Annotated in this window: 12 protein-coding genes; 1 reads left to right on the top strand and 11 read right to left on the bottom strand. The window is 70.7% G+C overall.

Going from position 1 to position 14920, the window contains the following annotated elements:
• Positions 1 to 24: 24 nt before the first annotated feature.
• From K8V84_RS24575 to K8V84_RS24525, 11 genes are all read right to left on the bottom strand, one after another.
• Complete coding sequence (locus tag K8V84_RS24575; RefSeq protein ID WP_304079059.1) at positions 25 to 1044, bottom strand: SEC-C domain-containing protein; 1020 nt, start codon at positions 1042 to 1044, stop codon at positions 25 to 27.
• A gap of 89 nt (positions 1045 to 1133) precedes the next feature.
• Entirely contained in the window at positions 1134 to 3176 is a 2043-nt protein-coding gene (locus K8V84_RS24570) for a hypothetical protein (RefSeq protein ID WP_304079057.1), read from the bottom strand.
• Positions 3177 to 3979: 803 nt separating this feature from the next.
• On the bottom strand, positions 3980 to 4630 hold the full coding sequence (locus tag K8V84_RS24565; protein WP_304079056.1) for a TetR/AcrR family transcriptional regulator: 651 nt from the start codon (positions 4628 to 4630) through the stop codon (positions 3980 to 3982).
• 49 nt (positions 4631 to 4679) lie between these two features.
• On the bottom strand, positions 4680 to 5459 hold the full coding sequence (locus K8V84_RS24560; RefSeq protein WP_304079055.1) for a hypothetical protein: 780 nt from the start codon (positions 5457 to 5459) through the stop codon (positions 4680 to 4682).
• An 84-nt stretch (positions 5460 to 5543) separates the two neighbouring features.
• On the bottom strand, positions 5544 to 6773 hold the full coding sequence (locus tag K8V84_RS24555) for an acyl-CoA dehydrogenase family protein (protein ID WP_304079053.1): 1230 nt from the start codon (positions 6771 to 6773) through the stop codon (positions 5544 to 5546).
• Between the two features lie 184 nt (positions 6774 to 6957).
• A complete protein-coding gene (locus K8V84_RS24550; RefSeq protein ID WP_304079051.1) occupies positions 6958 to 7899 on the bottom strand; it encodes a sugar kinase in 942 nt (313 codons plus the stop codon).
• Positions 7896 to 8510 (bottom strand): bifunctional 4-hydroxy-2-oxoglutarate aldolase/2-dehydro-3-deoxy-phosphogluconate aldolase, encoded by a 615-nt coding sequence (locus K8V84_RS24545; protein WP_304079049.1) that lies wholly within the window; start codon positions 8508 to 8510, stop codon positions 7896 to 7898. Before K8V84_RS24545 ends, K8V84_RS24550 begins: the two co-directional genes overlap by 4 nt.
• A gap of 23 nt (positions 8511 to 8533) precedes the next feature.
• Complete coding sequence (gene manD, locus K8V84_RS24540) at positions 8534 to 9748, bottom strand: D-mannonate dehydratase ManD (protein WP_304079047.1); 1215 nt, start codon at positions 9746 to 9748, stop codon at positions 8534 to 8536.
• Between the two features lie 49 nt (positions 9749 to 9797).
• Positions 9798 to 11201, bottom strand: coding sequence for a mannitol dehydrogenase family protein (locus K8V84_RS24535; protein ID WP_304079045.1), 1404 nt, complete (start codon positions 11199 to 11201; stop codon positions 9798 to 9800).
• Entirely contained in the window at positions 11198 to 12616 is a 1419-nt protein-coding gene (uxaC, locus tag K8V84_RS24530) for a glucuronate isomerase (protein ID WP_304079043.1), read from the bottom strand. Before uxaC ends, K8V84_RS24535 begins: the two co-directional genes overlap by 4 nt.
• Before the next feature lie 71 nt (positions 12617 to 12687).
• Positions 12688 to 13728 carry a LacI family DNA-binding transcriptional regulator gene (locus K8V84_RS24525; protein WP_304079041.1) on the bottom strand — a complete coding sequence of 347 codons (1041 nt, stop codon included), beginning with the start codon at positions 13726 to 13728 and terminating at the stop codon, positions 12688 to 12690.
• A 171-nt stretch (positions 13729 to 13899) separates the two neighbouring features.
• Between K8V84_RS24525 and K8V84_RS24520 the strand changes: the two genes are divergently transcribed.
• On the top strand, positions 13900 to 14920 hold a 1021-nt coding region (locus K8V84_RS24520; RefSeq protein WP_304079039.1), incomplete at its 3' end, for a glycoside hydrolase family 3 N-terminal domain-containing protein.

Genomic DNA, 14920 nt, shown 5'->3' with positions numbered 1-14920 from the left:
GCCTATGGTGCTCGTCGTGGCAGGTCAGCGCAGGGAAGGGGATCCGCAGCACTTCTTGTACTTGCGTCCCGAAGCGCACCAGCAGAGGTGGTTGCGTTCGGGAGGCCAGGGCAGGCGACGGTCGGCCTCGTCGGGGACCTCGGCCTCGCTCCACGCCATCAGGGTTCCCGGCTCGGACGGGTCGAGCCCGGTGCGGGCGACGAAGTCCGCCACCTCGCCCACCTCCGCGGTGAGCACGACGAAGTGCACGTCGGGTCGTTGCTTGGCCTCGGCGCGCAACTCCCGCTCGGCGTCGAGGAAGTAGGTCGCCTCGGTCCGTTCGGACGAGACCCACCCGCGTTCGAGGGCCTCGGGCAGAGCCCGGCGGGAGAAGATCGCCTGGACGGCGACGAGCTGTGCGGGCGGCTCCTCGTCGTGTCCGATCGGCTCGTCGAACGGGTCCCCCGCCCCCAGGGGGTCGGCCGGGAGTGCTTCCTGCGCGGCCAGGGTGTGCGCATCGTGTCCGTCGGCGGGCATCCCGAGCGCCTTGCGTACCCGTGCCCGGCCCTGGAGCGGAAGCAGTTCGTAGGCGCTCAGGTGGGCGATCTGCTCGGCCGGAAGCGCCAGGTGATCGCGTGCCCCGATGTTGAAGCAGAGCAGCGCCTTGTCCGTTTCACCCTGGGCTTCGAACTGTTCGGCGAAGAGCGCCGCGGGGCCCGGCGCCGGCTCGTCCAGGTTCACGACCTCGTTCAGAAGCCGGTTCGCCTCCTTCTCGTTCCCTTCGTCCTCATACAGGCAGATGAGGTCGAACAGGGCGTACTGCCCGCTCTCGGGGGTGGGCGGATGGGCATGGAGTGTCTGGAGCAGGAGTCGGGCCTGGTCCGGACGCTCGTTGGCGAGAAGGTGTTCACTCGCCATCAGGAGGATCTCGCCGGTCTCCTCGGGACCGCTCGTGTCGAGATCGTCGAGGATCTCCTGGGGCAGGTCGAGCTCGTGGATCGGTTTCCACAGCTCGGGGGCGAGGAGGCCGGTGGGCTCGACGGATCGGGGTTCGTCGTGTGTCATACCCGCACGTTAGCCAAGGCCGAGGGCACGCATTCGCCCGATCCGGGATCGGCGGTGCGTCCGTCCCCGAGCGAGCGTGGCGGAGCGGGTCAGAGGGGAAGGCCGGGGATGGTGCGCAGCAGGTCGAGGACGCCGGTTTCGGTCCGTGCCCCCGCCTCCAGACCGGCTCCGAAGACCACCAGCAGGACGAGAAGCAGGAGCAGGTAGCGAGGCCGGCGGCGGCCCCGTCCACGTGCGGCGGCGGGGTCGGCGTCGATCCAGGACTGGTCCAAACGAGCGATCTCCCTGCGTAGTTCCTGGACCTCGGAGTGGTAGTGGTCGCGTTCACCGCGTACCCGCCCGAGTTCGGCGCGTTCGGCCCGGACGGCAGCGCGCACGTCGGCCACGTCGGTGCGGGCTCCTTCGGGGCCGCGCCGCCGGTGCCAACGCTCCAGGCGGGCCAACGGCAGGTCGACGTAGTGGGTGGGCCAGTTGTCGTCGGAGTCGGAGTAGCCCTCCCCGACCTCAGGTTCGGTTTCGGCGGCGTAGTCGAGTGGTTCGTCGTCCGCTCCCGCGGCCGTTCCGGTGGCCTCGGCGAGGACCGGTAGGGGCGGGGCGTCGGCGGGGGTGCGGCCTTCGGGGTGGTCTGTGGCGTGGGGTTCGGGGGCGGTGTCGAGGGGCTCGGGTTCGGGGAGATCGGGTTCGGGGGCCGGGTCGGGGTTCTCGGCGGCCGTGGAGCCCGGGGAGGCACCGATGGTCCAGGCCGGTCTCGATTCCGGGGCCGGTCTGTGTTGGTGTTCCTCCGGTCCGGGCCGCGCCGGCGGTTCGGGCGGGTCCGGTTCGAAGTCCTCCCGGCCCTCGGGGAGCGGTTCGGGTTCGAGGGGATCCTCCGTGTCGGGGAACTCTCGCTCCTCGGGGCCCTCCTCGGTGTCGGAGAACGGGTCGGGGGCCTCCCGGAGCTCCTCCTCGTCCACCTCCGCCGCCTGTGGAGCCGGGTTCTCCTCTGCGGTGTCCAGGCTCGGAGCGCCCGCCGCCGGAACCTCCGCTTCCGCGGCAACCGGCTCCGGGGACTCTGCTGCCGGCGCCCCTGTTCCCGGGGGCCCGGGTTCGGGGGCCTCCTGTCCCGGGGCGGACGGTTCGGCCTCCCGGGTGGACGCCATCGGACGCGGGTCGAGCCACTCGTGGAGCAGGTCGAGCCGTGCAGCGAAGGTGGTCCCCTCGGGAACACCCCTGGAGCGAAGGTGTTCGACCAGGGCGTCGCCGCCCTCCTCCCGCAGGACCGTGACCAGGCCGTCGGCGACCTTGAGGTACTCGACCGGGGCCGGATCCGGGAAGGGGTCCTCGGTGGAGGCGACATCGCCGGGTGGCCCGAAGACCAGGTGCGGGCCGTCCTCCCCGCCCAGGACCGGGTCATAGGTGGAGAAGGACCATTTCCAGCCGGCGGCGGGGATCGCGGCCGGTGGGGTCAGGACCGCGTGCAGGATCCGGTGCATGCCCCAGAGGAAACGCAGCTGGGTGGCCTGCCACAGGTCGGCCTGTTCCGGATCCAGGGTGATGTGGATGGGCCGCTCGGGGTGGGCCAGGGCCCGGGCGACCGCGCCGACGAGGATGGGTTCGTCACCGATGCGGGTCTCGGCGGCGCGGCGGTCGCGAGTACGTAGGGCACCGGGTGCGGCCGCCAGTTCCCAGGGCCGGGGTGTGACCAGGGAGCGCATGGTGGCCCAGCCGGGCGTGGGTGGTCGGCTCTGCGCCGGTCGGGTGTTGGGGTTCTCGTGCAGGGACAGGATGCGCGAGAGGGTGAGGCCGCTGGTGGGTCCGACGATGGCCCAGGCATGGGCGTCTCGGACGTCGCCGGGCCAGCGGTAGACGAGGGCGCTCTGCCCGTCGGGGTAGTGGTGCGCCCACAGGGTCTCGGGGTAGTCGGCGGGGTCGACGCCGGGCAGGGCGGACCGGTAGTCGGCGGTGAGGGCGGGCAGCAGCCGATCACGCCAGGAGCGCAGAACCGGTTGGTCGCGTTCGGGCAGGGAGGTGGCGGCGGGTCCGGGTCCGACACGACCGAGGAGGGTGGGTTCGGCCCAGGCGAAGTGGATCTGCTCGTAGGCCGTGTCGTCGGCGGCCGAACGCCTGTCGGACGACTCTGTGCTTTCGGGCAAGTGGCCCCTCCCACGGGTCGGCGGCCCGTCCGGCCGCACTCTTTCCTAGGGAAGGTATCCGCCGCCGGCGTCAAGAAACCGCAAAAGCAGAGCTATGCGCACTTTTGCGACGTTTGCGCCAATTACGAGGATCTGGGGAGCTCCCAACAGGGGAGGACGGCTCCACCAGGCACTCTTCTCCCACGAAACCGCCCCCTGCCGCAAGGCCGCGGTCGGGCAGGCCCCGCTCCCCGCTCACACGAACCCATGCGCGCATCAGCCCGGACCGACTCTTGTTTCGAGCCCGAGACTGAAAGCGCTTCTCGTGATCCCGGGCACGAGCGTCCGGACCGGCTCCACGCGAGGACGTGACCGAAAGCGTTTTCCAAACCCCTCCGGCCATGGCCCCCCATGTTCCCCCGGTCTTCAGTGCGCGGCGGTGAGGCGCCCGTGCTGTCGGCGCTCAAGCGCAGATCCACACCCTCCAGGACCTCGTCGATCCGGCCGATCGAGCTGACGCCCACGAGCGGCACGTTGGCCGGGTCGTGGCCCAGTAGCCGGGCGAGCACCACCTGGTCGCGTCTGCCACCGGTCTCCTTGGCGACCTCGTCGAGCACCGCCAGGCACGCCGGGCGGCTTCGGGAGCGCTCCGAGGTAGTGGTCGCTCTTGTGCCGGATGGCCTCCTGGTGTTCGCGCAGCTGTTCGATGCGCGCGTCCAGCCGGTGTTGGTGCCTCTGCGGCGCCTCCACCCGGTCGGGGATGGCGTGGTCGCCTTCGCGCACGGGTCCGGCGGACGAGGTGACCCCGGGTCATCCCGTCGTCGTCACTTGGAACTTCCTCGGATGGCGCCCACCACGGCCGCGGTGAGGTCCTCGATGATCTCGTCCTCGCCGACCTCGGGGTGTTCGAGCCACCACTCCCCCGCCGCCTGCACCATGCCGACCACGGCGTGTGCGGCGATCTGGGCACGCAGTCGGCCATGGATGCGGTTCTCGATGAGGAGCAGGTCGGCGAGTTCCTCGCCCAGACGCCGGACCATGAGGCCGAGGTCGCTGCGGGTGCGCACGTCCTCGGAGGTGGCCCGGTCCATGAGGAACCGGTACAGGTTGAGGTTCTGGGAGATCATCGACAGGTACGCGCCGACGGTGGCTCGGGCCCGTATCTCGAAGTCGGTGTGCTGGTGCAGCTCGGCGCGGATGCGCTCGATGAGCGGGTCCACGTGGCGCCGGGCCAGCGCCTGGTAGAGGCCGCCCTTGTCACCGAAGTGCCGGTACAGGATGGGTTTGCTGATGCCCGCCTCGGTGGCGATGGCGAGCATGGAGGCGTCGTGGCCCTCCCGCTGGATCACCCGATCGGCGGCGTCCAGGATGGCCTTGCGCCGTTGGGGGTCGCGTCCACGCACGTTGCGTCCACGGCGAGGGGCGGGGGCACCGTTCTCACCGGGCACTGTCTGTTGGGTGTTTTCGAAGGCCACAAGGGTTCACCGTAGCGGTTTCGGGGCGGCGCGGGGCCGCCGGGCGGGTTCAGGTCCTCAGCGCGATCCAGGTCGCATGGGCCTGGGCGAGCAACCCGCCGTCGGCGTCGTACAGAGCGCTTCCGGTACGGATCTTGCGGCCGTCCACCGACGCCAGCCGGCCCATGACCACGGTGGTCTGACCCACCTTCGGGGCGCTGAGCACCTGGGCGGTGAAGCGGCCCAGCAGGATGGGACGTCCGGTGATGTCGTGGGACCAGCCACCGGGGCAGTCCAGTGCCGCCCACACCTGGGCGAAGGCGGCGGCGCCGGTGCCGTCGTCGACCGCCTGGTCGACCTCCCACGTGCAGGCGACGGTGTTGCCGACGTTGGCGCGGCCGTCGCCCGGCAGGACCTGGCCGGGGAACAGGCGCAGTCCGTCGCCCTCCTCACGTTCGGGGCCGCAGCTGTAGCAGCGCGGGAAGGGGTGGTCGTCGAACCCGGGGTAGAACCGGCTCGCGTTCTCGGCCTCGGCGACGGAGACCGGGCCACCGGGGATCACGCCGCGGTCGAAGGGGGCCACGCGCACCGCCTCGGCGACCAGGGTGGCGCCCCCGGGCTCCTCGGTCCCGTCGTCGGTCAGGCGCAGGGCGTCCTCTCCGTCGGATTCCACGCTCAGCGGACGGTCCAGCGGCGGCGGGGTGCGCAGGGTGACCTGGACGGCCGTGCCCCCGACGCGGGTGAGCCGTTCGGCGAGCAGGCCGGCGCTGTAACCACCGTTGCCGGACCCGTCAGGGCCGTTGAATCCGCCGGGGATGGTGATCGTGGGGGTGCCGCTGCCAGGTTTCATGCGCCAAAGGGTAGTGGGCGTATCCGCAAGGTCCGCGCCCACCCCCTTCCACTCCCGGGACGGCTTCCCCCGACCAGGAGCCCCCTAGCGCACGGGCAGGCCCGTGATGGTGCGGCCGATGATGAGCTTTTGGATCTCGCTGGCGCCCTCGAAGATGGTGAAGATGGTGGCGTCGCGGTGCCAGCGCTCCACCGGGTACTCGCGGGTGTAGCCGTTGCCGCCCAGGATGCGCAGCGCGTTCTGGGTGACGAACGTTGCGGTCTCGGAGGCGTAGAGCTTGCTCATGGAGCCCTCGGCGTTGTCGAAGTCCTTGCCGTTGCGGGCCATCCAGGCGGCGCGCCAGACCAGCAGGCGGGCGGCGTCGATGCGAGTGGCCATGTCGGCCAGCAGGAACGCCACGCCCTGGTTGTCGCCGATGGGCCTGCCGAACTGCTCACGCTGGGTGGAGTAGTCGCGGGCGTACTCGTAGGCGGCGCGGGCGGTGCCGACCGCCATGACGCCGACGCTCGGGCGAGAGGCCTCGAAGGTCTTCATGGCGGCCTGGCCCTTGGAGCGCTTGCCCTCCTTGGCGCGGGCGAGACGCTCGTCGAGCTTGTCCTTGCCGCCCAACAGGCAGGAGCCGGGCACGCGCACGTCGTCCAGGACCACCTCGGCGGTGTGCGAGGCGCGGATGCCGTGCTTTTGGAACTTCTGCCCCTGGGACAGCCCCGGGGTGTTGGGCGGAACGATGAAGGACGCCTGTCCGCGCGAGCCCAGTTCCGGCTCCACACTGGCCACGATGACGTGGACGTCGGCGATGCCGCCGTTGGTGGCCCACGTCTTGACGCCGTTGAGGACCCACTCGTCCTTGGCCTGGTCGTAGACGGCGCGGGTCTTGATCGCCGAGACGTCGGAGCCGGCGTCGGGCTCGGAGGAACAGAAGGCGCCGAGCTTGACGTCGTCGGGGGTGCCGAACATCTGCGGCACCCATTCGAAGAGCTGGTCCTGGGTTCCGTTGGAGGCGACGGAGACGGCGGCCAGGCCGGTGCCGGTGATGGACAGGGCGATACCGGGGTCGCCCCAGTAGAGCTCCTCGAAGGCGACCGGGATGCCCAGGCCGCTGGGTTCGAGCCACTGGTTGGCGAAGAAGTCCAGGGAGTACAGGCCGATCTTGGCGGCCTCCTGGATGATCGGCCAGGGCGTCTCCTCGCGCTCGTCCCACTCGGCCCCGGCGGGGCGGATGACGTCCCTGGCGAACCCGTGGGCCCAGTCGCGGACGTCGCGGACGTCCTCGCTCGGTTCCAGGCTGAAGGTGGGGGCGGTGTCCTCGCTCATGCGCTTACGTCCTTCGTCGGACCCTTCCGGGGGTGGAGGGGCGGCCTACATGTGTTACCAACGGTAACACGCACGAACGCCCCCGGGACAGAGGGAACTTCGCACGGACGACCCACGAGAGGGCACGGGAACAGAAAGGTCCCGGCCGAGCGTGAGACTCGACCGGGACCCCGCCCCGAACCGCCTACGGCCGGGCGCCGCGCGGCGGTAGTTCCGGATCGTCGACGATCGCGCCGGGCCGGGCCACGACCCTGGCGGCCAGCGCGTGCGCCCGGTGAGCCGATTCCACGGCGCTCTCCCCCCGCAGCCGCGCCGCGAGGTACCCGGCGTTGAAGGAGTCCCCCGCCGCCGTGGTGTCCACGACCTCGTCCACCACCTGGGCCGGCACGTGCACCGGTTCCTCGCCGGTCTCCTCCTCGACCAGGACCACGCACCCGCGGGCACCGTCCTTGACCACGACCTCCCGCGGCCCCTGTCCACGCAGGCGCCGGGCCGCCGCCACGGGTGAGTCGTCGCCGAAGAGCGCCCTCTCGTCGTCGAAGGTCGACAGCGCCGTGTCGGTCAGGCCGTAGGCCGTGCTCACCGCCTCCCGCGCGGCCTCCCGGTTCGGCCACCCGGCGGGTCGGTAGTTGCTGTCGAAGACCACGCGCGCGCCCTGCTCACGCGCCCGCTCCAGTAGCTCCCACAGGCGCCGTCCGGCCCCGTCCGTCAGCAGTTGCAGGGTCACCGCGGACAGGTAGAGCACGTCGTGACCGTTCAGTCCCTCGGCCAGGTCGTGCCCCTCTCCGAAGAGCCCGCGCGCGGGCGAGCGCGACCGGTAGTAGGTGAACGAACGCTCGCCCTCGTCGTCGGTGCGCACCAGGTACAGCCCCGGGTGCGCGCCTGCCACCCGCCCCACCAGATGCGTTCCCACACCTTCCCCGCGCATGGTCTCCAACACGAGGTCGCTGTAGTGGTCGTCGCCCAGCAGCGTCAGGTAGTCGACTCCCACTTCCTGGAGCATGGTGCTCCGGGCCAGGTAGACGGCGGTGTTGTAGGTATCGCCGGCCACGCTCAGGCGTAGGTCGTGTTCGGTGCGGTGGGTGAGTTCGAGCATGCACTCACCGATGGCCAGGAACCGTGTCACCGCTCCACCTCTGCTCTCTTTTCACGCGCCGCGGCGAAGTGCCCGGCGAGGTCGTCGACCTCGAAGAGCGCGGAGCCGACCGCGACCGCGAACGCGCCGGCCGCCGACCAGTCCTGCACCTCTTCCGGGCCGATCCCGCCGGAGGGTATCAGCCGGCATCCCGGCAGCACCGGGGCCAGGGAACGAAGGTGGCGGGTTCCGCCCACGTGGGCGGGGAACACCTTGGCGATTCCCGCGGCGGCGACGGACGCCAGCTCCCCCGGGGTGTGACCGCCCTCGATCAGCAACGTCCCGGAGCCGGCCAATGAGCGCCGTACTTCGGGCACCGGATAGGGGCTGACCAGGAAGGACGCACCGTGCCGCAACGCACGCTCGGCCTCGCCCGGTCCGGTCACGGTGCCCATGCCCCAGACCATGTCCGGCATCGCCTCGGTGAACTCCGCGAGCCGATCGTCCCAGCCGGGGATGGAGGTGGTCAGTTCCACCGCCTTCGCCCCGCAGTCGCGCAGGCGGTGGACCCGGTCCCGCAGCCGAGACGGGTCGGAGGTGCGCAGCACCGGCAGGATCCCGGCCGCGCCCAACGCTTCGACGACCTCGTTCGAGCCTGTCATGTCGGTTCCCCTCACCGGTTCGATCACCAGTCGTGCATGGAGCCGTCCAGGCGGCGGTTGACCGGTAGGTACCTGGGTTCGTAGGGGTAGCGGGCCGCGGCCTCCTCGTCGATCTCCACGCCCAGGCCGGGTGCGTCGCCCGGATGCATGTAGCCGTCCTCGAACGTGTAGGTGGTCTTGAACACCTCGGAGGCCGGTTCCAGGTGCCCCATGTACTCCTGGATGCCGAAGTTGGGCACGGTCAGGTCCAGGTGCAGCGCGGCGGAGAACGAGACCGGCGACAGGTCCCCGGCCCCGTGCGAACCGGTGCGCACCCCGTGCAGGTCGGCCAGATCGAAGATCTTGCGCAGGTGGGTGATGCCGCCGGTGTGGGAGACCGACGTCCTGATGTAGTCGATGAGCCGTTCGGTGATCAGGTACCGGCAGTCCCAGATGGAATTGAAGACCTCGCCCACCGCCAGCGGGGTGGTGGTGTGCTGCCGGATGGTGCGGAACGCCTCCTGGTCCTCGGCCGGGGTCGCGTCCTCGATCCAGAACATCCGGTAGGGCTCCAGGGACTTGCCCAGTTGGGCCGCCTCCAGGGGGGAGAGACGGTGGTGCACGTCGTGAAGGAGGTGGAAGTCGTAGCCGAACCGTTCCCGGACCGCCTTCATCATCTTCGGCGCGAAGTCCAGGTAGTAGGGCGTGTGCCAGGCGTTGTCGGAGGGCATCGCGGCGTCGGCGGGTTCGTAGGTGTGGCCGGTGCCCGGGTGGTGCAGTCCGTAGGTGCTGTCGAGTCCGGGGACGGCGGCCTGCACGCGCACGGCCTTGTAGCCCTGATCGAGGTAGCCCGCCACGTCGTCGAGGAGTTCGTCGACGGTTCCCCCGCTGGCGTGGCCGTAGATCATGACGCCCTCGCGCGCGGCCCCGCCGAGCAGCCGGTGGACGGGTTGCCCGGTGACCTTGCCGAGGATGTCCCACAGGGCGCAGTCGACCGCGGCGATGGCGGTCATGGTCACCGGTCCGCGCCGCCAGTAGGCGCCTCGGTACAGGTACTGCCAGATGTCGTTGATCCGGCCGGCGTCACGGCCCACCAGGAGTGGGCACACGTGGTCGCGCAGGTAGGACACCACCGACAGTTCGCGCCCGTTGAGGGTGGCGTCGCCGATGCCGGTGACCCCGTCCTCGGTGGTGATCTTCAGGGTGACGTAGTTGCGGCCGGGGCACGTCACGATGACGTCCGCTGAGGCGATCTTCATGGTCGGTTCCTCGTTCGGTTCTGTGCGGCTGGGGTGGGGCGGCGGACGCTCACGATGGGGCTCCGGGTTCCCTCAGGTGATGCGTGATCGTGTCGGCCAGGGTGGTGTCGTGTGCCAGGTCGGGGTCGAGGAGGGCCAGGACTCGGGGGACGGCTTCGTCGATCGGGCCGGCGGCCGCCTCCCGTGCTTGCCGTGATCTGGGGTCGCGGACCGGTGCCCCCCGGCCCCGCAGATGGCCTACCCACGCGGCCAGCACCCGAGCCGCCGCGTGGGGGGTACGGCCCAGCGCGCGTTCGGCCCGCACCGTCGGCAGGATCCGGACCGGGAGCTTGACCGACCCGTCCTCGGCGATCTGCGCCAGCAGGTGGCGCATCCTGGGGTTGGACCATCGGCTCAAGAGCGCGTCCAGGTAGGTCCGGATCTCGTCCTCGGGCAGGTCGAGGTGGGGGCGGGCCTCCTCCCACCACTCCCGCAGCAGGTCGAGGCAGACCGGGTCGGCCACGGCGTCGGCGACCGTGGCGTGTCCGCGGGCGCTCCCGGTGTAGGCCAGCAGGGAGTGTCCGCCGTTGAGCAGGGTGAGTTTGCACTGTTCGTAGGGGGTGACGTCGTCGGTGATCACGGCTCCGGCGGCTTCCCAGTCCGGTCGGCCGGCCGGGAACTCGCCGCCGATCACCCACTGGGTGAAGGGTTCGGTGACCACAGGGGCTGCGTCGCGCTCCCCTGTCCGTTCCAGGACGGTGGCGCGGTCCTCGTCGGTGGTGTGCGGGGTGATGCGGTCGACCACGGTGGTGGCGTAGGCGGCGGCGCGGTCCACCACGGCGACCAGGTCGGGGTCCACGAGCGCGGCCATGTCACGGACGACGGCGCGGACGACGGCGCCGTTGCGGGGCAGGTTGTCGCACGGCACGATGGTGATCGGTCCGAGTCCGGCGCGTTCGCGGGCGAGGAGTCCGGCCAGGAGCCGTGCCGGCACGGTGGCGACGGTACCCGTCGGGGTGCGTCGCAGGACCTCGGCGTCCTCGCCTACCCCGGGGTGGTCGATGTCGAGTCCGGTTCCGGGGGTGTACAGGTAGGCGGCCTCGGTGACCGTGGTGGTGACCACGGCCAGGTCGGGTGAGCGGAAGTAGCCCAGCCACGCGTCGTGGTCGACGGCCGAGTGGACGGCGCTGACGCTGGCCACGACCTCGAAGCGGTCACCGTCCTCGTGTCGGGTGACGAGCGTGTACAGCCCTTCCTGTGGTCGCAGCGCGTCGGCGGGTCCGTCGCGGCGTCCGGTGAAGGCGGCGATGCCCCAACGGCCGGGGGCGTGGTGGGTGTACCAGGCCGGGTGGGCGCGGAAGAAGTTGCCCAACCCCAGGTGCACGATGCGGATCGGCGCGGGTTCGAGGTCGGGGCGACCGGTGCGGGTGAGCGTGCCGGTGCTCGTGTCGGTGGTGGTGTCGGGCTGGTTCAAAGCTTGAACACCTCCCGGGGGATGGTCGAGCACAGCTGCACCGCGACCTCGGCGGCCTCGTCCTCGTCCAGGCGGTGTTCGGCGACCAGTCCGGCCAGGTATCCGCTGTCCAGGCGGCGGGACATGTCGTGCCGGGCCGGGATCGAACAGAAGGCCCTGGTGTCGTCGATGAACCCGGAGGTGCGCGTGAAGCCGGCCGTCTCGGTCACGGCGCCGCGGAACCGGCGCACCGCCTCGGGCGCGTCCAGGAACCACCAGGGGGCGCCCGCGTACACGGACGGGTAGAAGCCGGCCAGTGGGGCGATCTCGCGGGAGAACGTGGTCTCGTCCAGGGTGAACAGGACCAGGTGCAGGTTCGGGTGGGTTCCGTAGCGCTCCAGCAGGGGCCGCAGAGCCTCGGTGAATTCGGCCCGAACGGGGATGTCGTGGCCGGTGTCGGGGCCGTGGGCCCGGAGGGTGGGCGTGTGGTGGTTGCGTCGCACACCCGGGTGGAGGGTCATGACCAGGCCGTCCTCGGTGGACATGCGGGCCATCTCCAGCAGCATGTGACGCCGGAAGGCCGTGGTCTCCTCGGGTGTGGCCGTGCCGGCGCGGGCGGCGCGGTAGATCCGCTCGGCCTCGCCCGAGTCGAGCGGGTCGGTGCGCACGTCGTAGTGGCTGTGGTCGGCCGACGTCGCTCCGAGTTCGACGAAGCGCCGGCGGCGTGCCTCCAGGGACCGGACGTAGCCCGTGTAGTCGCCCGTGTCGATTCCGGCGACCTCGCCCAGCCGGTCCACGGCCTCGACCCATCCGACCTGCCCGGCCTCCAGGTATCGGTCGGGACGGAAGGTGGGGATGACACGCCCGTTCCACGTGGGGTCCTCGCGCAGCGACCGGTGCGCGGACAGGTCGTCGGAGGGATCGTCGGTGGTGGCGAGCACCTCCACACCGAAGGCGCGGAAGAGCGCCCGGGGCCGGAAATCGTCCCTGCCCAGGCACTCGGCGATCCGGTCGTGGATCGCGTCGGCGGTGTCCGCCGAGGGTCGCTGGGTGACCCCGAAGATCTCCGACAGCTCCGATTCCAGCCAGTACCTGGACGGCGTTCCCCGCAGGACGTCCCACCGCGAGCACAGGGCGCGCCAGATCGACCGCGACTCCGCTTCGGTGAGCTCCTCCCGCCCCACGCCGAGTTCGTCGAGGGAGAACCCGGCCGCGTGCAGGATCCGGGTCACGTAGTGGTCCTTGGTGACCAGCAGCGTGGCGGGATCGGGGAAGGCCGCGTCCTCGACGAACAGCCGTGGATCGACGTGCCCGTGTGGGGAGAGGACGGGGAGTTCGCGCACGTGCCGGTAGAGCCGTCGCGCGATCGACCGGACCGAGGGATCGGTGGGCAGCAGACGATCCGGGTGCGGAGCCAGGGGCGCGGTTGATGTCATGGCCACATGCTGAGGCCCCCGTCACACGGTCGGCAACGAGTTGCCGTCAGTTGCCCTGGACGACCCCGGTCTCACGCCACCGGGTCGCCTCCGCGCGGTCCCGTGGATCGGCGTCGGATCAGGGAGGTGGGCACCACCAGCGGCGTCTCGGTCTGGGGCTTCGCGCCCTTGAGAACCGCCAACAGGTGTCCCACCGCCGTGGAACCGACCTGGTAGAGCGGGGCGGCGACGGTGGTCAACCCCGGCGTGACCAGCCGGGCGCCGAAGATGTCGTCGAAGCCGATCACGCTGAAGTCCTCCGGAACGCGGTGGCCGTGCCCGATCAGCTCTCCCATGAGCCCGATGGCGAGCAGGTCGTTGTAGGCGATCACGGCGCCGGCGGGCGCGCGGCGCAGCGCGCGTCCCGCCTCCACTCCCCCTTCGAGGGTCGGTGGGAAGGGCCCGATCCGGCGCGCCTTGGGGCCGGTGCCGCGGGTGGCCTCGCGCAGTTCCCGCCAACGCATGCCGTCGGTCCAGGACGCCTCCGGGCCGGCGACGTAGGTGAACCTGTCGTGTCCGAGTTCGCGCAGGTGGTCGATGGCGCGTCGGGCCCCGCTGCTGATGTCGGTCACCACGCTCGGCACCCCGGTCACCACGCGGTTGAGCACGACCATCGGTCGTTGTTTGGCGGTCACCCGGATCGTGGAGTCCGACATGCGCGAACTGGCCAGGACGATGCCCTCGACCATCGGCAGGGTGCGTTCCAGGGCCTGGCGCTCCAGCAGGTCCGACTCGCGGGTGTCGGTGAGCAGCACGGTGTATCCGGCCTTGGTGGCGGCGTCCTGCGCGCCCCGGATGATGTCGAAGTGGAACGGGTTGGTGGCGTCGGCGACCACCAGGGCCAACATCGAGGTGCGTTCGACCGGTAGCGCCCGCGCCAGGGGGGTGGCCCGGTAGCCCAGGTCGTGCGCCACGCGTCTGATGTGTTCGGCGGTCTCGGCGTTGACCCTGCCCGGCCGGGAGAAGGCACGGGAGACCGTGGACGGCGAGACCCCGGCGGCCTCGGCGACGTCGTAGATCGTGGGTGAGCGCCGCCCGGCCGGGTCGTCGTTCTCGGAGACCTCACCTGACATGCGCACAACCTATCGCGATCGCCACCGCCCTCGGTCGGCGTGCCGGGTGGGCCCCGGGGATGGACCGCCAGGGGCGTCGAGATGGAGCGCACGCCAACATATGGCAACTTCTTGCCGGGCCCGTAGGCCGGTGTGACTCTGAGCACACCACCCCGATTGGAAGTTCACGACATGACCGAATCCCCTCGTCAGCGCGCTTGTGGCCCGCGCGCTTCCGCCCTGGCGATCCCTCTCGCCATAGCGGTCGCCCTCGGGCCGGCCACCGTGCCGGACGTCGCCGCCGCGGACGAAAACCCCCAGGTGGAGTCACGCGTCAAGGACGTGATCGATGCCGACGGCGCCGATTTCCGGGACCTGAACGACAACGGAGAGCTCGACCCCTATGAGGACTGGCGCCTGCCTGTCGAAGAAAGGGTCGACGACCTCGTCGCAAAGATGGACCTGGAAGAGATGGCCGGGCTCATGCTCATCGACACGCTCAACGCCGAATGCGTGGACGGAGAACGTGGGGCCGTTCCTGATCTCGCCGACGACCTCGTCGAGCGTCAACACATGCACAGGTTCGTTTTCCGCAATACCGTCACCGGCCCCGACGACGCCGAATGCGGTGATTCCGAATCCGGTTTCGACGCCTCGACCAGTGTCACCCCGCAAGAGGCCGCGAATTTCACCGACTCCGTCCAGGAGATGAGCGAGGCCACGCGCCTGGGCATCCCCGCGTTGTTCAAGTCCAACGCCCGCAACCACATCGACCCCGACGCGCGCGCGGGCATCAACGAGTCCGCCGGGGCGTTCACCTCCTTCCCCAAGGAGGCCGGGATCTCGGCCGCCGCGCTCGGCGCCGAGGCCGCCGCCACCGGGGAGGATCCGACCACCGGCGACATGGCCGTGGTGGAGGAATTCTCCCACGTGATGGGTGAGGAGTGGCGCTCCATCGGCCTGCGCGGGATGTACGGCTACATGGCCGACCTGTCCACGGAACCACGCTGGTACCGCACCCACGAGACCTTCACCGAGGACGCCGAACACGCATCCGCGATCATGGGGACGCTCGTGGAATCGTTGCAGGGACCGGTCGAGGACGGTGTCTCGCTGAGCCCGGACAGTTCCGTGGCGCTCACCCTCAAACACTTCCCCGGAGGCGGCCCGCAGGAGCTGGGGTTGGACCCGCACTACTCCTTCGGCAAGGCCC

Source organism: Nocardiopsis listeri (assembly GCF_020741345.1).
Taxonomy (GTDB): domain Bacteria; phylum Actinomycetota; class Actinomycetes; order Streptosporangiales; family Streptosporangiaceae; genus Nocardiopsis; species Nocardiopsis listeri_A.
Note: the sequence above shows the minus strand (reverse complement) of the source record. Positions and strands in the feature narration are given on the sequence as shown.

What these genes read in the sequence shown, in the direction of transcription:
- K8V84_RS24575 (WP_304079059.1), bottom strand. Translation starts at nt 1,044, where the DNA reads ATGACACACGACGAACCCCGATCCGTCGAGCCCACCGGCCTCCTCGCC.
- K8V84_RS24560 (WP_304079055.1), bottom strand. Translation starts at nt 5,459, where the DNA reads ATGAAACCTGGCAGCGGCACCCCCACGATCACCATCCCCGGCGGATTC.
- K8V84_RS24555 (WP_304079053.1), bottom strand. Translation starts at nt 6,773, where the DNA reads ATGAGCGAGGACACCGCCCCCACCTTCAGCCTGGAACCGAGCGAGGAC.
- K8V84_RS24545 (WP_304079049.1), bottom strand. Translation starts at nt 8,510, where the DNA reads ATGACAGGCTCGAACGAGGTCGTCGAAGCGTTGGGCGCGGCCGGGATC.
- manD (WP_304079047.1), bottom strand. Translation starts at nt 9,748, where the DNA reads ATGAAGATCGCCTCAGCGGACGTCATCGTGACGTGCCCCGGCCGCAAC.
- uxaC (WP_304079043.1), bottom strand. Translation starts at nt 12,616, where the DNA reads ATGACATCAACCGCGCCCCTGGCTCCGCACCCGGATCGTCTGCTGCCC.
- K8V84_RS24525 (WP_304079041.1), bottom strand. Translation starts at nt 13,728, where the DNA reads ATGTCAGGTGAGGTCTCCGAGAACGACGACCCGGCCGGGCGGCGCTCA.